This is a genomic window from Pseudomonas sp. E315 (genome assembly GCF_055406205.1).
Map to the genome: position 1 here is coordinate 17,601 of NZ_JBUZPJ010000002.1, position 19,428 is coordinate 37,028.

The following is a 19,428-nucleotide window of genomic DNA, read 5'->3' on the forward strand; positions in this document are numbered from 1 at the left end:
GATCTTTATGCGCTCCAGCCAGCATGATTTGATGTGGCGCCAGTTGCTGCCCAAGGTGCACAGGCATGATGAACCGCTGCAAGTGCAGCTGTGCACCGCCTTTGTCACGGCCATGCTGGAGGGCCGCTTGCCAGCGGGCACGCGCCTGCCGTCGAGTCGGGATTTGGCGATGCTGGCCGGGGTTTCACGCAACACAGCGGTGCTGGTGTATGAGCGCCTGGTGGCCGAGGGGTATGTCGACTCCCGACCGCGCGACGGCTTCTTTGTGTGCGGCGCCATCCCCCCAACGCAGCAGGCACAACCCTGGCCTGCGCCTGCTGCGCAGCCCCCCGACTGGTCAGCGCGCATGCACAGCGACAAACCACGCCTGGCGTGGGCCGACCGCCCTCCGACCTGGCGCCAGGTACGCTATCCCTTCATCTACGGTCAGTTCGACCCCAAGCAATTTCCGCTGTCGCAATGGCGCCAATGCAGCCGTCAGGCTCTGGAGTGGAAAGCGGTCAATCGCTGGTGGCAAGAGGGAGAGAACGTCGGCGAAAGCCAGCTCATCGACCAGTTGATACGCCGTGTGCTGCCCCGTCGCGGCATCGCGGCCACCCACGATCAGGTGCTGTTGACCTTGGGTCGGCAACAGAGCTTTTACTTGCTGGCGCGGCTGTTTGCGCGCCCAGGGACGGTAATCGGCGTTGAAGAGCCGGGTTTCCGCGACCCGCGCAATGCGTTCGCCCACGATGGCGCACACATGCTATCGCTGGCCATCGACGAACAAGGGCTGATGATCAGCCCCGCCCTCGCCCAGTGCGATTACCTGTACTGCACGCCCGCCTATCAATGCCCCACGGGTGTGACCATGAGCAATGCCCGGCGCCAAGAACTGCTCGAACATGCGCAACAGCACGATCAGGTGATTTTCGAGGACGATGACGACCCCGAAACGGAATATGACGGCCGCGCCCTGCCCGCCCTCAAGGCTATTGATCCGGCAGACCGGGTGATTTACCTCAGCAGCCTGTCCAAACTGCTGTCGCCCGGACTGGGCATCGGCTACATCGTCGCCCCGGCGCCGGTGATCGAGCAGTTACGTCAGTTGCAACGGCTGATGATTCGCCAGATCCCCGGCAACAACCAAATCACCGCCGCGCTGTTTATCCAGCAGGGCCACTACGACCGCTTGCTGCAACAAGCCCGGGAGAAACTCCAGCTGCGGGCCCAGTTATTGACCCGCGCCTTGCGCGAAGCCCTGCCCGACGCGCAGTTCAGCATGCCCGACGGCGGCGCGACCTTATGGCTCACCCTGGCAGGCGAGCATGACCTGCTCAGTTTGTATTACGCGGGAGTGGCCAAAGGCGTGCTGTTTGATCCAGGCAATGCCTTCTGCTTTGAGCCCGACACTCTGGCCCGACCCAGCGTGCGGCTGGGGTTTGGCTCCATCGCCCAAGAACTGATCGCGCCGGGTATTCGCGAGCTTGGACTGGTGATCAATGCTCACGCCAAACGACCCGCAATTGTGCGTTCCTGAGTAATTTGCCCCACAAGCGAGCCCTGATCAGTCACCCACCTGCTGAGGACGCGTGCTTGCCAGCGAAGCAGGCCGCAAGGTGTTTCAAGCACACCGCAGTGATGCCTTCGCCAGCGGGCAGAATCTCACAAGGACTTGGCGTCCAGACCTGGCCCTATCGATAAACCCCGTTGGCCCCATTCGCTGGTCATGAATATGCAGCATAAATGCTGACCACCAAACCTCTTGGCGTCGTCCTGAAAACAACACTTAAAGGATGGGAAGCTCTGACCATGTTCTACCCAAAATATCCGTTAGCTGTCAGCCTCGCCGCCTTGGCGTTTGCTCATCATGCACAAGCCACCGACGCACCCGCCGCTCCCGAATGCGCACAATACGAAAAGTTGCTGACCCGCGCCGAGCTGTCGTTCAAGAACGTGCCCATCTGCGCCCGCATCAACCCCGACCTATGGGGGCTGCGTAATGAATTGGCCGAGTATGGCATCGGCTTTACCGCCACCTCGTACAACGGCTACACCTATGACGTGCTGGGCAATAACGCGAAAAAACAGGTGTATAACGGGCAAAACCCTAGCTACAACACCTCGCTCAATCTGTACCTGACCTACGACCTGACCCGCATCGGCTTTGCCAATGACGCCCAACTGACCCTGGCCGGCAACTGGGTAGACTCGACCTACACCCCCGCCAATCCGCGGGTCAAAACCGTGTCGGTGTTTGCCATCAATCAGTCCTTCTTCAATCACCAGTTGGAGCTCGAATACGGGTTTATCCCCGGTGTACGCCTGTTCTACGGCATGGCACTTGGCGGCAGCGCCTCCACCGCGGCGCTGGGCCCAAGCAGCGTGGTGCCGTTTCAAGTCGGGATGTCGGCCACCGAACCGACGCCCACCGTGAACGTGATCGTGCGCGACCCGTCTTTGCACTTCTACAACAGCACCGCCGTGACCCGCAGTGTCAGCCCCGAAGGCATCCAGAAAGACATCGACCTCAACCCCAGTGGTCTGAGCTTCAAGGTCAAGGATGCACGGGCGATGGTTATCAACGAAGCGGGCTATAAACAAGGCCCGTCGGCGACCACCAACGCCATGTGGTTACGCGCCGGGGCGATGTACAACACCAGCCATTACACCGAGTTCAAAACCGGCGAACAGTCAGATAACAACTACGGCGTGTATCTGGCTGAAACCGTACAGGTCACCAAACCCTACAACGATGCCCGGGGCTGGTATGTGGACAGCAAGATCGATTACTCGCCGGACTCGGTGAACGCCATCAACAAGGCCTTTCAGGTCAGCGCCTTCAACCTGGGGCCGTTTGCCAGCCGCCCCGCCGACATGGCGGCCGTGGGCCTGACCAAAAGTTATTACAGCCGCGACCTGCGTGACGCCACTACCCGCTACGGGCTGGAAGCAGCCCCCTACACCCTGGCCGTAACCACCTCGTACGCCGCGCGGCTGTTCCCCGGGGTGTATTTGATCAGCGGTCTGACCTACACCAAAAACCCGGTGTTTACGCCGATCCACTCCGACGCCTTGTTGTTACAGGAATCGCTGAACTTCCTGTTTTAAGACGCCCTAAACCCCTTCACTTTGCCCTGTTCACGCTCAGGTCGAAGTGCGTTCGCGAGGCCATTTTTCATGAACCACGAATTGAACCACCTGCACCGCAACGATTATCTGGCACTGGACGCCACGGCTATGGCCGCCGCCGTTCACAGTGGCGAGATCAACCCCGGCGCACTGCTCAAGGCCGCACAGGCCCGTTGCGATGAGGTCAACTCGCGCGTCAATGCAGTCAACATGCGTCACGACGATCATGGCGCAAGGGTGCTGGCGGCACGGCGCACCGCAGGCACCGAGCGGCTGGGCGCACTGGCCGGGGTGCCGATGCTGCTCAAGGATTTGAATATCTATCTGGCGGGCACCGTGACCACCAATGGCTCGCGCCTGCTAGCCCAAAGCCCGCCGAGCCTCTACGACAGCACCTTGGTGCAGCGTTACGAAGCAGCCGGCATGCTGATTTTCGGCAAGACCAGCAGCCCCGAGTTCGGCCTGACCACTACCACCGAATCGGCCTTATGGGGTAAAACCTGCAACCCCTGGAGCTTGGCTCACAGCGCGGGCGGTTCATCCGGCGGGGCGGCGGCTGCTGTAGCAGCCGGTATCGTGCCCGTGGCTCACGCCACCGACGGCGGAGGGTCAATCCGCATCCCCGCCTCGTACTGCGGCGTGTTTGGTCTCAAGCCCACGCGTTACCGCACCCCGCAAGGCCCCAACACCTTTGAAGGCTGGTTCGGTGCCAGTTGCGGTCATGTGATCTCACGCAGCGTGCGCGACTCGGCGCTGCTGCTGGACATCAGCCACGGCCATGAACCCGGCAGCCCTTACTGGCTGGCACCGCAAGCCGTCAGCTTCAGCGAAGCGGTACAACGTGCTCCCCACTCCTTGCGCATCGGGCTGATCGAGCAAGCCATGACTGGCGTTGAACTGGACGCCGACATACGTTCAATTCTGCACACTACTGTTGAATTGCTGTTGGGCCTCGGACACCGAGTTGAGCCCTTGACCCTGCCGATTGATCCCCAGCGGGTATATGGCGCGCACGGAGCAGTTGGCGCCGCCGCGTTGCTGGCCGCCGTACGTGATCGCGAAGCAGCCCTCGGGCGCCCTGCGCGCAATGACGAACTGCAACCTGTAAGCCGCCATCTGGTCACCAACGCCACGTCCGCCACGGCTGAAAACCTGTACCGTGCGCGACGCGACTTTGAACACGTCGGCAGTTGCATGGAGCGCGTGTTCGACGATTACGACATCCTGCTCAGCCCGGTAACGTCCTGCGTCACGCCACCGTTGTCGCGGGCCAGTCTGGATCACCGCTACGAGGATTACATCCAGGGCATCGTAGGCAGTATCGGCTATAGCGTGCTGGCCAATGTCAGTGGTCAACCGTCAATGTCGGTGCCGTTGGGCTCCAGCCGCGAAGGGCTGCCCATCGGCATGATGTTCACGGCAGCGCTGTGCCGCGAAGACCTGTTGTTTCAATTGGCCGGACAACTCGAACAGGCCTGCCCTTGGGCTGCTCGACGCGCACCGCTGTAACACACTCAACCGATGAACCCTGCTCGATGGGATTGAAACCATGAATACCAAAGTCAGCGGATTGCGCCGTCATTACACCTTGTTTGTGTTGTTCCTCATTTCAGCGGTTAGCCTCATAGATCGTCAGGTCATGGGCGTGGTGATTGAACCGATCAAAGCCGAATTCCACGTTTCCGACACCCTGATCGGCCTGCTCACGGGACTGGCCTTCGCTCTGGTGTACTGCGGGTTTGCGATCCCACTGGGGCGTTACGCTGACCGCGCTCACCGGCGCAACCTGATCGGCTGGTGCTGCGCGTTCTGGAGCGTGATGGCCATGCTCTGCGGCATGGCCAACCACTTCTGGCAACTGGCGCTGGCCAGGGTCGGCGTGGCGGTGGGTGAGTCGGGCAGCGGCGCGGCCTCGATGTCGATCATCGCCGACCTTTACCCGCCGCATCAACGGGCCAAGGCCATCAGCGTGTTCATGCTCGGCGCGCCCATCGGCGCACTGCTGGGCATGAGCCTGGGAGCCTATATCGCCTATTACCACGGTTGGCGCGAAGCGTTTATCTGGATGGCGATCCCGGGGATCATTGCCGCCGTGTTGCTGCGCCTGACGGCCACCGAACCACTGCGTGGGCTCTGGGAACAGGCGCAACAAGCGCGGCCAGCCCTGCCCCACGAGAGCGTGATGCAAGTGATGCGCGTGGCCTGGCAGTCAACGACCTTTGTGCGCATTGCCGTGGCCGGAGCCTTGCTGGCATTTGCCAGTTACGCCTTCAGCATCTGGAGCACGGCGTTTCTGGTGCGCAGTCACGGGCTGTCGCTCAAAGATGCGGGGATCATCATGGGGCTGGCCGCCGGGCCGGGCGCCATTATCGGTTCATTGTCCAGCGGCTGGCTGAGTGCACATCTGGCCCAGCGCGACAGTCGCTGGCAGTTGGGCGTACCGATTGTTGGCGCACTGCTCGCTTGCCCTATGGCGGTGGCCTTTGCGTTGTACCCGGCCGGCAATCCCTGGGCATTGGGCGCGTTGCAAGTGCCGCAGGCAGCCATCTTCATGTTCGCCATGTCGGTGTTCGGCATGTGGTGGATGGCCCCCAGTTACACCGCCATTGCACAGCTGGTGGTTCCCGAGCGCCGGGCGACCATGATTGCGCTGTACAACTTCGGGATCATGGCGCTGGGTGCGGGGTTCGGGCCGCTAGCGGTGGGCGTTTTGAGTGATCATCTGACCCCGATGCTGGGTGCCGATGCACTGCGTTGGGCACTGGTGATTTGTGCCAGTGGTTATGTTCTGGCCAGTGGGCTATTGGTCAGTGTGTTACGCCCTTATGGCATTGCCTCAGGCATAACGAACAGAGTGCCCGCAATACCGATGGTCAAAGTGCCGACCACGGCCTGAGAGCCCAGCGACAGCAAGGGTTTTAGCGGGCAAAAAAATCCCCGCGCTTCTTTCGAAGGGCGGGGATTTTTTGTCTGGTTAACTCAGTGTGCGTAAGTCAGTAACAACTCGGCAGGCACTTTGAAATCCAAAGACATCATGACGCTCAGGGCGGTGATGGTGAAGATCGAGAACACGAACAACTTGCGTGCCCACACCTTGTCGTCGACAGCTTTGTAGCCCGTCCACGCCATGTACAGCCAGTACATGCCCATCGCGGCTGCTACGGCCATGTAGCTCATACCGGCGTAACCGCCGAGGGTGAGCATCAAGGTCGCGATCAGGAACGCGAGGATGTAAAGCAGGATGTGCTTCTTGGCAACCTTGATCCCGCGCTTCACTGGCAACACCGGAATCGATGCGGCCAGGTAATCGTTGAAGCGGAAGATCGCGATGGCGTAGGAATGCGGCATCTGCCACAGGCTGAACATCACCAGCAACGTCAGTGCGGCCAAATCGAAGCTGTTACTCACAGCCACGTAGCCAATCACTGGCGGCATTGCACCCGACAGACTGCCAATCAGCGTGCCGTGAACCGACTTGCGCTTGAAGTACAGGCTGTACAAGCCTACGTAGATCACAAAGCCAATCGCTGCGAACAAAGCCGCCAGCGGGTTAGCCACGCGATACAGCAGGGCCAGACCTGCCACCCCCAACAAGGTGGCGTAAATCAACGCCACCTTGAGGGAGATCAGGCCTTGCACCAGTACGCGGTTCTTGGTGCGATCCATTTTGATGTCAATGTCGCGGTCGATGCAGTTGTTAAACACGCAACCGGACGCAACCACCAAGGAGGTGCCGATCACCGCAGCCAGGAAGATGGCAAGATCGAAATGCCCCTTCGAGGCCAGGAAGAACCCGCCTGCCACAGAAAGCACGTTACCGAAAATGATCCCTGGTTTGGTGATTTGGATAAAGTGCTTAAAGGACATCGGGCTTACCTCACTTCGCCATCATTACAGTGTGGATGCTGAACATGATCCACAGGGACAAGCCCACCAGCAGCACAATAACCAGCGCGGCAAACACCAGCGCAGTGACGTTATTGCGTTGTGCAGGCGAACGGTCCAGGTGCAGGAAGTACACCAGGTGAACAATCACTTGCACGATGGCGAACAACAGTACGATCGCCAAAGTGGTTGCTTTAGGCAGCGATGGGTACATCACCAGCCCAAACGGAATGACAGTCAGGATCACCGACAAGATGAAGCCAATTGCGTAGGACTTCACGCTGCCGTGGTTCGCGCCGTCAGAATGTGCGTTAGCCATTTACAGAGTCCCCATCAGGTAAACAACGGTGAATACGCAGATCCACACCACGTCCAGGAAGTGCCAGAACAAGCTCAGGCAGCTCAGACGGGTTTTGTTGGTCGAGGTCAGGCCGTTTTTCTGCACCTGATACATCATGACCGCCATCCAGATCAGACCGCTGGTCACGTGAAGACCGTGGGTGCCGACCAGGGTGAAGAACCCGGACAGGAAGCCGCTGCGGCTAGGGCCGTAGCCTTCGGAGATCAACATGTGGAACTCGTTGATTTCCATGCCGATGAAGCCGGCACCGAACAGGAAGGTCATGCCCAACCAGAACAGAACCTGATTCTTTTTGCCCTTGAACAACGCCAGCATGGCGAAGCCGTAGGTGATCGAGCTGAACAGCAACAGGGCAGTTTCACCCAGTACGTAAGGCAGCTCGAAGATGTCGTGGCCCGACGGGCCACCCGCTACGTTGTTAACCAGTACCGCATATACCGCGAAGATCGATGCAAACAAAATGCAGTCGGTCATCAGGTAGAGCCAGAAACCAAAGATGGTTGTCTCGCCCGAGTCGTGGTGATGGTCATCGTGCCCATGGTCATGACCATGAGCGTGTCCAGCAGTGGTCGCTAAGTTCGACATGGTTTAAGCCTGTTCCAACTTGGTTTCAACACGGGTAGCCGGGATTGCTTTGGCGGCTACCAGACGCTTGTGCTGCTCGGCCTCGATGCGCTCGATGGTCTCAACCGGCACCATGTAGCCCTGGTCATCACGGGCAGCATGAAGGATGAAGTACCCAACGGTGCCAACCAGGCTAGCGATCGCCAACCACCAGATGTGCCAGATCATTGCAAAACCAAATACGGTCAGCAGTGCGCCCATGACCACACCTGTTGCGGTGTTGTTAGGCATGTGGATCGGCTCGTACTTGGCCGGAGCCTGGTACGCAGTACCGTTTTCCTTGGCTTCGGTGAACGGGTCGATACCTTCTGCTTTTGGCAGCACAGCAAAGTTGTAGAACGGTGGTGGCGACGAAGTCGACCATTCCAGCGTGTGAGCATTCCAAGGATCGCCGTGTTCACAGGCGTTCTGTGGCAGCTTGCGGTCACGGATACTGACGTACAGCTGGATCAACTGGCAGGCGATACCGATAGCGATCAGTACTGCGCCGAACAGTGCAACGTACAGGTAAGGCACCCACTCAGGGTTGGTGCTGGCATTCAGACGACGAGTCATGCCCATGAAGCCCAGTGCATAGAGCGGCATGAACGCGATGAAGAAACCCGAGATCCAGAACCAGAACGCAGCCTTGCCCCACGATTCGTTCAACTTGAAGCCGAACGCTTTAGGGAAGTAGAAGCTGAAGCCTGCGATATAACCGAATACTGCGCCGCCGATGATCACGTTATGGAAGTGAGCAATTACGAACAGGCTGTTGTGCAGTACGAAGTCAGCACCCGGAATGGCCAGCAGTACGCCAGTCATGCCGCCGATAGCGAACGTCACCATGAAGCCCAGCGTCCACAGAACCTGGCTGGTGAAGCGCAGACGACCCTGGTAGATGGTGAACAGCCAGTTAAATAGCTTCACACCCGTCGGGATGGAAATCAGCATCGTCGCCAGACCGAAGAAGGCGTTGACGCTGGCACCCGACCCCATCGTGAAGAAGTGGTGCAGCCAAACCATGAAGCCCAGAATCGAGATCGCGCCGCTGGCGTAAACCATCGAGTGGTGGCCGAACAGACGCTTGCCAGTGAAGGTCGAGATGACTTCAGAGAAGATCCCGAACGCCGGCAGAATGAGGATGTATACCTCAGGGTGACCCCACGCCCAGAACAGGTTGACGTACATCATTGGATTGCCACCAAGTTCATTGGTGAAAATGTGGAAATCCATGTAACGGTCAAGTGTCAGCAGAGCCAGGGTAGCGGTCAGGATCGGGAACGAAGCCACAATCAGAACGTTAGCCCAGGTGCAGGTCCAGGTGAAAATCGGCATGTCCATGATTTTCATGCCCGGGGTACGCATTTTCAGCACGGTTGCCAGGAAGTTAACCCCGGTTAACGTCGTACCTAGCCCCGATAACTGTAGCGCCCAGATGTAGTAATCCATCCCCACGCCCGGACTGTATTGCAGCCCCGACAATGGCGGATAAGCAACCCAACCGGTTTTAGCGAATTCACCGACGCCCAGCGACAGGTTGACCAGCACAACGCCAGACACCAGCAGCCAGAAGCTCAGGGAGTTCAGGAACGGATAAGCAACGTCACGCGCACCGATCTGCAGCGGCACTGCAAGGTTCATCAGGCCGGTGAAGAATGGCATCGCCATGAAGATGATCATGATCACACCGTGTGCGGTGAAGATCTGGTCATAGTGCTCAGGTGGCAAGTAGCCCGGCGAACCTTCGGTGGCCATAGCCAACTGGGTACGCATCATGATGGCGTCGGCAAAACCGCGCAGCAGCATGATCATGGCAACGATGATGTACATCACGCCAATTTTCTTGTGGTCGACTGACGTTAGCCATTCGGTCCACAGGTAGGTCCACTTTTTGTAGTACGTAATTGCTGCAAACAACGCCAGACCACCGAGCGCGATCATAGCGATGGTCACCATCACTATCGGCTCGTGGAACGGTATGGCGTCCAGACTTAATTTACCAAACATCGTTTACTCCTCTGCCCCGGCAGCTGAATGCGAATCCATGTCCAACCCTTCGGTCGTGGCCACTTCTTTCTTCTCGTGCTTCACAGGCTTGCCTGGTTTCATGCCTTCATACTTGTCGATGATGACTTGGAACAGGTTCGGTGTGACCGAGGAGAAGAGCTCAACGGGGTTGTTCTGGCTTGGCTTGGACAAGGCTTCGTATTGAGCGCTATCAAGCTGTTTAGGTGCCGCTTTGACTTCACTTACCCAGGCATCAAAGTCAGCCTGAGAAGTAGCGATTGCTTTGAATTTCATGCCAGTGAAGCCCGCACCGCTGTAGTTGGCAGAGATGCCATTGAGTTCGGCGTTCTTGTTGGCAATCAAGTGCAGCTTGGTCTGCATACCCGCCATGGCGTAGATCTGACCGCCCAGGCCTGGAATGAAGAACGAGTTCATAACCGTGTCAGAGGTGACGCGGAAATTGATCGGGGTGTTAGCCGGGAACACGATCTTGTTGACGGTGGCGATACCCTGTTCCGGGTAGATGAACAGCCACTTCCAATCCATTGCCACCACTTCGATGGTAATCGGCTTGACGTCAGACTCGATCGGGCGATACGGGTCCAGTGCGTGAGTCGACTTATAGGTGATCACACCCAGAGCGATGATGATCAAAATAGGCACAGTCCAGATCACAACTTCGATCTTGGTGGAGTGCGACCATTTCGGTGCATAGGTAGCTTTGGTGTTCGACGCACGGTATTTCCACGCGAAGATAAACGTCATCGCGATGACCGGGATCACGACCAAGAGCATGAGCAATGTTGCAGTGATGATCAGATTCTTCTCATCGATGCCGACCTGCCCTACCGGGTCGAGCAATGTCATATTGCAGCCTCCCAGCAACAACATGCCGAAAAGTGGCAATAAGCCAAAGAGTCTGGGGTACCTTTTTTTAGTCATCTCACGACCTCTAAAACAGCTTGCACAATGCAGTTGGTTTTATTCGCCAACACTTCACCCTGCCAAGGGTTGGCATTTTTCCGGAATTGAATAAGGGCCTGCTTCATCGCTGTGAGGCGAATGGGCAAATCCTGGGTTAGCAGTGATTTCTTATTCGATACGTGGTCAAAGGCCTTGTGTCAGACCAATTCCATTTGGTGCGGAACTTAGAAGGGTTGCCAGTACCTGGGAGTCGCATGGGACGTCTATCAGGAACTGCCCAGACGACCTTCAACTTCCCGCTTGGGCTCAGGGATGAGCAGGCTGGACGTTCAATGCGGGCGATTGTAGTTAGGTAGCTCTCTATAAACCATGTCTCATCTAGAAATAATTATTCTCGCTGCGAGTAACAATCCTTCACTATTATTACGCCCCGCGTTTAAGCACCCTCCTCTCTCGCGCTTGTAGCACGTCTTTACCCACGTTTGTAAGTGCCCCTATTGGGCGCACGCTTCCCGCCCTTGCGATACGCTAATACGCCCAAATAAAAAGGGCTTCAGCCGATTCCCCCTCAATGCACTCGTGCATAATTCAAGCCGCGGATCAGCGTCAAATCGCCTCAGGCAGACGCTGCGCACTGAGACGTTTCAGCCACCCATTGTTAGACAAAGACATGATTTGCGACACTCCTTGCGTGACAATATGTCGCAGTGTCGCATGGCCATTTTCGTTGTCGCTTCACAGCCCATTTACACTTTTGCGCGCACAAAAAAACGCCCCGCACTTCCAGGAGAAGAACGAGGCGGCTTTCGCCAAATTTAATGACTCAGCTGGTTTTTTTACGATTGCGGTAAATACCCAAAGGCACCAACACCGTAGTCAACACAAAAGCCACCAGCGCCCATTGCGCCAACGACAGGCCCAGTACTGGCGGGTAAGCGGTCGAGCAGAAACCATCCACCTGAAAGCCCAGCGGGAAGATGGCCGCCAGCGGCAGGCCGTCTACAATCGGTTGCAGTGCATCCAGACCGCAACTGACCGCAGGGTTGGCCAGAATGTAAGCGTGACGCCCGGCAGCTACAACACCGCCAATGGCGCTCAGCACGACCAGCCCCTCAAACAGGGTGATGCTGCGCGTGGTACGCATCGCGGCGCCGATAAAGGCAAAGAGCGCAATAAACAGCAAGGCATAGCGTTGCAGAATGCACAGTGGGCAAGGCGCCTCACCCAGCACGATCTGCATGTACAGCGCGCCACCAATGAGTGCCAGGCAGATTACCCCCAGCAAGACGAGGAAGCGTTTCTCACGCCCCAATCGCATCATGTCATCCGTCATTCCGCTTCCTTTTGCCTGGTTATCAAGCGCGCAGTTTACACCCAGACCTTTGGCATGGATGTAGGCTAAGTGTAGGAAGCGAATTAACAATGCCGAGGATTAAAGCGCGATTAAGGCAAGCCTTCTGTAGTCGCTGCCGCAGGCTGCGAAGGGTTGCGAAGCACCCGTTTACTTGAAGTGTCTAAGCCCCCTTCGCCCGCGACTAAAGATGGATTACTCCAACATCGCAGCCGGGCCGAAGAACTCGTAGCGGCTTTGTTTTTCAGGCACACCCAAGGCTTTGAGCTGGCGCTTGATTGCCCCCATAAAACCTTTAGGCCCCAAGAAGTAAGCGTCTACATCACGGTTTTCAGGCAGCCACTTCTCCAGCACATCAGCACTCAACAGGCCTACGTGATCGACAGAACTGGCTTGCTCATCATGTTCGGCGTAGCAGTAAAAGCGCTGCAGTTGCGGGTATTGCTCAGCCAACTCATCGATCCAGCCTCGGAACGCGTGAGCCTGCGCATTGCGGGCGCAATGAATAAAGTGAATCGGGCGCTTGGTCACCAAGGCCGCTTCGAGCATCGGCAATGTCGGGGTAATACCAACGCCGCCACTGATCAGCACCAGCGGTTTGTCGCTGGCCGTCAGAGTGAACTCACCAGCTGGCGGGAACAGCTCAACGATGTCACCCACTTGCAACTGGTCATGCAGGAAGTTGGACACCACCCCACCCGCCTCGCGTTTGACGCTGATGCGATAGCGCCCCACTTGAGCCAATGCCGACAGTGAGTAGTTGCGGCGCGCCTCAACCCCGTCAATGTCGAGTTTGATGCCAATGTACTGGCCCGGCTCAAAGTCGAGAATGGGTTGTTGATCCACCGGCCGAAAGTAAAACGACGTAATTTCGGCGCTTTCTTGAATTCGGGCCGCGAGTTTGAAATCACGCCCGCCACGCCAGCCACCCGGCGCTGCCGCTTTCTCGTCGTAAATGGCCGCTTCTGCGCCGATCAGAATATCGGCCAACTGGTTGTAAGCCGCTCCCCAAGCGCCCAGCACTTCAGGAGTCGCGATATCACTGCCCAACACTTCTTCAATGGCACGTAGCAAGCATTTACCAACAATCGGGTAGTGTTCCGGCAGGATTTGCAGCGCAACGTGCTTGTTGATGATCTTGGCCACCAAATCACCCAACTGGTCGAGTTGGTCGATGTGGCGCGCATACATCAACACACCATTGGCCAGCGCGCGCGGCTGGTCACCACTGGCTTGATTGGCCTGATTGAACAGGGGGCGTACTTCTGGGTATTGCGAAAGCATCATGCGGTAGAAGTGTGTAATCAGTGCTTCGCCGCCGCTTTCCAACAACGGCACAGTGGATTTGACGATGGCACGATCCTGAGCAGTAAGCATAAAGGTGACTCCTGAGCACTTAGGCAAAAATAAATTTCCAATTGCCAGTCAGGTATCAGTATTCATGCCAACTTTTAAAGCCTTTAAAATCAGCATCTTAAATAACAAATAGTCATTTTGACTCAGCCTGTTTTATAGTCACTCCGACTACACGAGGTCAAAATGACTGCAAAACTACTGCTCACAACCTTACTGCCACTGGTGGCCGACCTGTCCCGCGAACTGCCAGAAAGCGAACGTTACCGCCGCCTGCTGGAAGCCATGCGCGCCTTGCTGCCCTGCGACGCCGCCGCCTTACTGCGCCTGGACGGAGAATGGCTGGTGCCACTGGCGGTGGATGGCTTGAGCCTCGACACCTTGGGCCGTCGTTTTAAAGTCAGTGAACACCCGCGCTTTGAAGTACTGCTTAGCAGCCCCGGGCCGACGCGCTTCCCCAGCAATTGCGAGCTACCCGACCCTTATGACGGGCTGGTTGAAGGGTTGGCGGAGCATCTGGAAGTCCACGACTGCATGGGCTGCCCGCTGTTTATTGATGAGCAACCGTGGGGCTTGCTGACGCTTGATGCGCTCGACCCAAAACGTTTTGAGCCCGTCGAGCTGGATGCGCTGCAAGCCTTCGCTAGCCTAGCCGCCGCCACCGTTAATGTTGCCCAGCGTATTGAACGCTTGGCGTTGCGGGTTGAGGACGAACAGCAAAAAGCCGAACTCTATCGCCAAGCCCACGGCAGCCCGAATAAAGAGTTGATCGGCCAAAGCAAAGTCCACAAGCGCTTACTCGAAGAGATCGCACTGGTAGGCGGCAGCGACCTGACCGTGTTGATTACGGGCGAAACCGGTGTCGGCAAAGAACTGGTCGCCCAAGCCATTCATGTCGCTTCGCCGCGGGCCGACAAACCGATCATCAGCCTTAATTGCGCCGCTCTGCCAGACACGCTGGTCGAAAGCGAACTGTTCGGCCATGTGCGCGGAGCTTTCACTGGCGCGACCAATGAACGCCGTGGCAAGTTCGAGCTGGCCAATGGCGGCACCTTGTTTTTGGATGAAGTGGGTGAGTTGTCGCTCGCCGTGCAAGCCAAACTGCTGCGGGTCTTACAAAGTGGCCAGTTGCAGCGCCTTGGCTCGGATCAGGAGTACCAAGTCGACGTGCGCCTGATTGCAGCCACTAACCGAGACCTGGCCGAAGAAGTGCGCAGTGGCCGCTATCGCGCCGACTTCTATCATCGGCTGAGTGTTTACCCGCTCAAGGTGCCGGCTTTAAGAGAGCGCGGGCGAGACGTGCTGCTGCTCAGCGGTTTTTTTCTTGAGCAAAATCGCTCGCGCATGGGCCTTGGCAGCTTACGCCTGAGCCCGGACGCCCAAGCTGCACTGCTGCATTACGACTGGCCGGGCAATGTGCGGGAACTGGAACACCTGATCGGTCGCAGCGCCCTTAAAGCCTTGGGCAACTGCAAAACCCGACCACGCATTTTGACGTTAACGGCAGCCGACCTGGAGTTGCCCACCACTCAGCCCCTCGAAGTTGAACCACTGGCCGAGGCGGCATTACCCGTCGCAGCGGGTGATTTACGCCAAGCGACCGAGGCGTATCAACGGCACATCATTAACGCCTGCCTTGAGCGCCATCAACACAACTGGGCCAGTGCGGCGCGCGAGCTGGGGCTCGATCGGGCCAATCTGAGCCGAATGGCCAAACGCCTAGGCTTGAAATAACCCACAACCCCCGAAGCCGTTGGCGCAGGCTGCGTCCGATTGCAAAGCGATCATAAAACCTGACAACTCGCCTTATCTGAATATCGCGAGTCCACGCGTTGTGATGGAGAGGCCGTCTGACGCAGCACGCCCTGTAACAAGAGGTTCTGATTAGGATGTTTCCTAAAGACCGACTAAATTAGGTCGATAACCCGTTATTGCCCGCTAGCCGCTGCCCCAAGGCCTGCGAGCCTCTCTTTAAACAGAAGGTTTTTATGTCATCCAACAACGCCCGCGCAGATTCTCTTTCGCTTCTGCTGTTCACTTTGCGCAGCGGCAAGCTGATGGCGATTAACCTGCTTAAAGTCAGCGAAATCATCCCCTGCCCGCCCCTGACCAAAATGCCCGAGTCACACCCGCACGTGAAAGGCATTGCGGTGTTACGGGGTGCCCCGTTGTCAGTGATCGACCTGAGCCGTGCCATCGGCGAGCAACCGTTATTGGACCCGGCGGGCGGCTGCCTGATCGTGACCGATGTCAGTCGTTCCAAACAGGGCTTGCACGTACAGGCCGTGAGCAAGATCGTGCACTGCCTGAGCACCGATATTCGTCCACCGCCTTATGGTGCAGGCGGCAATCGCTCGTTTATCACCGGCGTCACCCGGGTCGACGACATGCTGGTACAAGTGCTGGATATCGAAAAAGTCATCCACGGCATTGCCCCCTCCAAAGTCATCGACGAGCCTGAAGCCGTCAGCACAGAAGAGGCCGAACTGCTGGCCAATGCGCGGATTTTGGTGGTCGACGACAGCCAAGTCGCCCTGCAACAGTCGGTCATTACCCTGCGCAACCTTGGCCTGCATTGCCACACCGCCCGCAGTGCAAAGGAGGCCATCGACCGCCTGCTGGAACTGCAAGGCACTGCGCAGCAAATCAACCTGGTGGTATCAGACATCGAGATGTCTGAGATGGACGGTTATGCCTTCACCCGCACACTGCGCGAAACCCCTGACTTCCAGCACTTGTATGTGTTGCTGCACACCTCGCTCAACAGTGCGATGAACAGCGAAAAAGCGCGCTTGTCGGGCGCTAATGCGGTGCTGACCAAATTTTCATCGCCAGACCTGACCAAGTGCCTGATTGATGCGGCCCGCACCGTTGCAGCTCAAGGCTATTGAATGCAATGAGCAACCACTGCTTATTGCTGCGCAAGGATTTACGCGGGGGTTTCCCCCTGGCGCAATGGCCACAAGGGGTGACGCTCAACCCCTTAAGCGAGGCGCTGTTACAACCCGTGCATGCACTGCTCAGCCAAGGCTATGCCCAGGGGCAAGGCTGTGTTGAACCACTGGCGCAGTGGCTGCACGCACTTGAGCATGACGCCGAGTACGACCCACTCCTGTGTTTTGTAGCCCTGCGAGATGAGCAGGTGGTGGGGGTTGCTCAAGCCTGGACCAGCGCCTACCTCAAAGACTTGGTGGTGCGCCACGATCAGCAACGTCAGGGTGTAGGCAGCGCGTTGCTGAGCCACGTGTTCGCGGTATTCAAGCAACGCGGCGAAGCCTGCGTCGACCTCAAAGTGATGGAGCACAACCTCAGGGCGCGGCGCCTGTATGAACAGCACGGCATGACCCTGATTCAGCGCCAAGCGCTCTAGGCGCTAAGCGGCTTTAGCGGCGAGCACTCACTCAGCGCCGCGTCTGCCAAAACTCCTGGGCCAGCGAGCGTAAGCCAGCCGCCAGCGCGGCCACATCACCTGAATTGCGATGGCTTTGTTGCCCAGCATCCACCGTGACTTCACACGCACTGCGAATGCCTGCGATGTTGCGATTGATGTCCTCGCTGACCACGCTTTGCTCTTCCACCGCCGAGGCGATTTGCACACTCATTTCAGTGATTTTTTTGACCTGCAAACTGATGCCGCTCAAGGCGCAGCTAGCCCGTTGCGTTTGGCTCACGCTGCTCTGCGCAAACTCGCTGCTTTGCTGCATAACCTGCACCGCGGCCCGCGCGCCTTCTTGCAACGTGCTGATCATCTGCTGAATTTCGCTGGTCGACTGCTGTGTGCGCTGCGCCAAACCTCGCACTTCATCAGCCACCACTGCAAAGCCGCGCCCTTGATCACCTGCCCGCGCCGCTTCAATGGCAGCGTTAAGCGCCAGCAAATTGGTTTGCTCGGCAATGCTGCGAATCACCTCCAGCACCGATGAAATGTCGCTACTGTGGCTTTCCAGGTGGTGCACCACCTCGGTCGCACGCTCCAGTTCCGTCGCCAGATGCTGTACCGAACTGCGGCTTTGCATCACCAGCTCATGACCTTCACGGGTTTCGTTTTCGACCCGATCAGCCGCCAGAGAGGCTTGCTGTGCATTGCTCGCCACCTGCGCCACACTGGCCGCCATTTCATTGATGGCAATAGCCACTTGGTCAGTTTCAAGCTGTTGGTGCAGCGTGCTGTTATGGCTGTTTTCCAGATGCGAGACCAACTCACTGGCGTGCCCGGCCAAACGCTGCGACGCATCGCCAATGCGCCCCACCACAGCCCCAACCTGGGCCTCCAGCATGTGCAACGCGAATTCGATCTGCCCCAGTTCGTCGCCACGCCCGGTATAGATCTGCTGGCTCAACGGGTTGTCACCCACGCCCTTGGCGCGACGAGCCAATGCATTCAAAGGCCGCAAAACCCAAGCAACCGCCGCGGCACTCAGCACACTGCCCGCCAGCCAAATCAGCACCCCGGCTTGCATATCAATCTGCGGCAACCACACCGTGCCCAAGGCGGTCACTGCGCCAAACACAGCACTGACAAACATCGCCACCTTGGCGACAAGCCCAACGCGTGCCAAACGCTGCAATGGCGACACACGCCCCGAACGCATACGCGCATAGCAGGCCTCTGCCACAGCCACTCGCTCGGGCGCTGGATGAGTGCGCACTGATTGGTATTCGACGGTCTCACCGTTTTTCATCACGGGGGTCACATAGGCGCTGACCCAATAGTGATCGCCGCTTTTGCAGCGGTTTTTCACCATCCCCATCCACGAACGGCCCGACTTGAGCGTTTGCCACATATGGCTAAAAGCCGCTGACGGCATGTCGGGATGACGCAGAAGGTTATGTGGGCTGCCCAACAACTCATTCAGCTCGTAGCCACTGACCTTTATGAAGTCAGAGTTGGCGTAAGTGATGGCACTGTTGAGGTCAGTGGTGGAGAGAATATTAGCGTCGGGAGCAAAATCAACAGGTCGGCCGGTTATCGGTAGATTGATTTTCATGACGGGCGCGCTCGATTAATAGGGAAGAGTCGGCAGGGCTGTCGACTCTAAGCGCACCTATTAACGAAATACTGATCTAGCGCAGGTCTGGACAAGTTAATTGGGCACACGCTGAAACTGGAGGACATGTGCCATTTTTTCGGCGCCAGAACTCAGCGTTTGCCCATAGTTTTACGGGTGCCGTGAGGCGGAGCGTCTGGAGTTTTGTGGTGATGACCGGTGCCACCCTTTTGGTAGTAAGGCTGGGCTGCGGCCTTGGCCTTGGCAAAATCAGAAGGCTTGAACGGGAAGCTGAACGCAGGAATAACCGGTTTTGCCGAACTGTCCACACAGGCTTCAGTGTCAGTCTGTTCAGTGCCCAAGGCATCAGGAGCAGTCGGTTGTGTAGGAGTAGTCATGAAAGCTCCGAAATACGGGGTAAGAATCAGGCCAGGTGGCGCAAGACCGCGCAGTATACCCGTCTCCTTTCCCCGCGTTGCACTCAGAGTTGACTTAGAGGTAGGAAATAGTCAGCACACCATTGCGTACGCCCTGCTCTTCGCTGTAAGCCGGGTTGTTGAGCTTCTTATAAGAAGCGACGAACGGCACCTCTCCACTGCGACAAGCATTACTTGCCATGTTCACTGCCAGCGCCACAGTGGGAGTGACTTGAATCAAACGCGTTTGCTGACCAAAACTCACGATGCCAGGTGGGCCATACTCGCAGCCAGCTTCCGTAATTTGACCGGTAAATTCGATAGTGCCGCCACTTTCTGTTGTCTCAGACAAGGCTTCATTGGAGAGCCCGAACAACACGCATGCCGCCAACCCCAACGCAAATAACTTCATCAATAGCTCCCCGT

The 19,428-nt window shown here is 57.5% G+C and carries 17 protein-coding genes and 1 pseudogene; 7 read left to right on the forward strand and 11 right to left on the reverse strand.

Annotated features, from left to right (window positions below; translation table 11 throughout):
* The first annotated feature begins 7 nt into the window (after positions 1-7).
* From pdxR to ACZRJQ_RS03405, 4 genes are all read left to right on the forward strand, one after another.
* Positions 8-1,519: a MocR-like pyridoxine biosynthesis transcription factor PdxR gene (gene pdxR / locus ACZRJQ_RS03390; protein ID WP_463977014.1), complete on the forward strand. Its 1,512-nt coding sequence runs from the start codon at positions 8-10 to the stop codon at positions 1,517-1,519.
* A gap of 272 nt (positions 1,520-1,791) precedes the next feature.
* A complete protein-coding gene (locus ACZRJQ_RS03395) occupies positions 1,792-3,090 on the forward strand; it encodes a carbohydrate porin (protein ID WP_463977015.1) in 1,299 nt (432 codons plus the stop codon).
* 69 nt (positions 3,091-3,159) lie between these two features.
* Positions 3,160-4,620 (forward strand): amidase, encoded by a 1,461-nt coding sequence (locus ACZRJQ_RS03400; protein ID WP_463977016.1) that lies wholly within the window; start codon positions 3,160-3,162, stop codon positions 4,618-4,620.
* A gap of 40 nt (positions 4,621-4,660) precedes the next feature.
* Positions 4,661-6,007 carry a spinster family MFS transporter gene (locus tag ACZRJQ_RS03405; RefSeq protein WP_463977017.1) on the forward strand — a complete coding sequence of 449 codons (1,347 nt, stop codon included), beginning with the start codon at positions 4,661-4,663 and terminating at the stop codon, positions 6,005-6,007.
* 83 nt (positions 6,008-6,090) lie between these two features.
* On the opposite strand, the gene cyoE is transcribed toward ACZRJQ_RS03405, so the two are convergent.
* The 7 genes from cyoE to hmpA all read right to left on the reverse strand — a co-directional run bounded on the left by cyoE (position 6,091) and on the right by hmpA (position 13,622).
* Entirely contained in the window at positions 6,091-6,978 is an 888-nt protein-coding gene (gene cyoE, locus ACZRJQ_RS03410; protein ID WP_463977018.1) for a heme o synthase, read from the reverse strand.
* Positions 6,979-6,988: 10 nt separating this feature from the next.
* Positions 6,989-7,315, reverse strand: coding sequence for a cytochrome o ubiquinol oxidase subunit IV (gene cyoD, locus ACZRJQ_RS03415; protein WP_463977019.1), 327 nt, complete (start codon positions 7,313-7,315; stop codon positions 6,989-6,991).
* A complete protein-coding gene (locus tag ACZRJQ_RS03420) occupies positions 7,316-7,942 on the reverse strand; it encodes a cytochrome o ubiquinol oxidase subunit III (RefSeq protein WP_463977020.1) in 627 nt (208 codons plus the stop codon).
* A gap of 3 nt (positions 7,943-7,945) precedes the next feature.
* Complete coding sequence (gene cyoB, locus ACZRJQ_RS03425; protein ID WP_463977021.1) at positions 7,946-9,970, reverse strand: cytochrome o ubiquinol oxidase subunit I; 2,025 nt, start codon at positions 9,968-9,970, stop codon at positions 7,946-7,948.
* A 3-nt stretch (positions 9,971-9,973) separates the two neighbouring features.
* Entirely contained in the window at positions 9,974-10,912 is a 939-nt protein-coding gene (gene cyoA / locus ACZRJQ_RS03430; protein WP_463977022.1) for a ubiquinol oxidase subunit II, read from the reverse strand.
* 805 nt (positions 10,913-11,717) lie between these two features.
* Positions 11,718-12,227, reverse strand: a complete 510-nt coding sequence (locus tag ACZRJQ_RS03435) for a disulfide bond formation protein B (RefSeq protein ID WP_463977023.1) — start codon at positions 12,225-12,227, stop codon at positions 11,718-11,720.
* Positions 12,228-12,440: 213 nt separating this feature from the next.
* On the reverse strand, positions 12,441-13,622 hold the full coding sequence (hmpA, locus tag ACZRJQ_RS03440) for an NO-inducible flavohemoprotein (protein ID WP_463977024.1): 1,182 nt from the start codon (positions 13,620-13,622) through the stop codon (positions 12,441-12,443).
* A 162-nt stretch (positions 13,623-13,784) separates the two neighbouring features.
* Between hmpA and norR the strand changes: the two genes are divergently transcribed.
* The 3 genes from norR to ACZRJQ_RS03455 all read left to right on the forward strand — a co-directional run bounded on the left by norR (position 13,785) and on the right by ACZRJQ_RS03455 (position 16,968).
* Positions 13,785-15,332: a nitric oxide reductase transcriptional regulator NorR gene (gene norR / locus ACZRJQ_RS03445; protein WP_463977025.1), complete on the forward strand. Its 1,548-nt coding sequence runs from the start codon at positions 13,785-13,787 to the stop codon at positions 15,330-15,332.
* Positions 15,333-15,586: 254 nt separating this feature from the next.
* The gene (locus tag ACZRJQ_RS03450) at positions 15,587-16,489 is read left to right on the forward strand and encodes a chemotaxis protein CheW (protein WP_463977026.1); all 903 of its coding nucleotides are present in this window, start codon (positions 15,587-15,589) and stop codon (positions 16,487-16,489) included.
* Positions 16,490-16,494: 5 nt separating this feature from the next.
* Positions 16,495-16,968 carry a GNAT family N-acetyltransferase gene (locus ACZRJQ_RS03455; protein ID WP_463977027.1) on the forward strand — a complete coding sequence of 158 codons (474 nt, stop codon included), beginning with the start codon at positions 16,495-16,497 and terminating at the stop codon, positions 16,966-16,968.
* 31 nt (positions 16,969-16,999) lie between these two features.
* Here the strand turns inward: ACZRJQ_RS03455 and ACZRJQ_RS03460 are convergent, their stop codons facing one another.
* The 4 genes and pseudogenes from ACZRJQ_RS03460 to ACZRJQ_RS03475 all read right to left on the reverse strand — a co-directional run bounded on the left by ACZRJQ_RS03460 (position 17,000) and on the right by ACZRJQ_RS03475 (position 19,414).
* Positions 17,000-18,058 (reverse strand): methyl-accepting chemotaxis protein, encoded by a 1,059-nt coding sequence (locus ACZRJQ_RS03460; RefSeq protein ID WP_463977343.1) that lies wholly within the window; start codon positions 18,056-18,058, stop codon positions 17,000-17,002.
* A gap of 246 nt (positions 18,059-18,304) precedes the next feature.
* Positions 18,305-18,586: pseudogene (locus ACZRJQ_RS03465) on the reverse strand (PAS domain-containing protein); the annotation flags it as partial.
* Between the two features lie 152 nt (positions 18,587-18,738).
* Positions 18,739-18,984 carry a hypothetical protein gene (locus tag ACZRJQ_RS03470; RefSeq protein WP_463977028.1) on the reverse strand — a complete coding sequence of 82 codons (246 nt, stop codon included), beginning with the start codon at positions 18,982-18,984 and terminating at the stop codon, positions 18,739-18,741.
* 94 nt (positions 18,985-19,078) lie between these two features.
* Positions 19,079-19,414, reverse strand: a complete 336-nt coding sequence (locus tag ACZRJQ_RS03475; protein WP_463977029.1) for a fimbrial protein — start codon at positions 19,412-19,414, stop codon at positions 19,079-19,081.
* Positions 19,415-19,428: the final 14 nt, after the last annotated feature.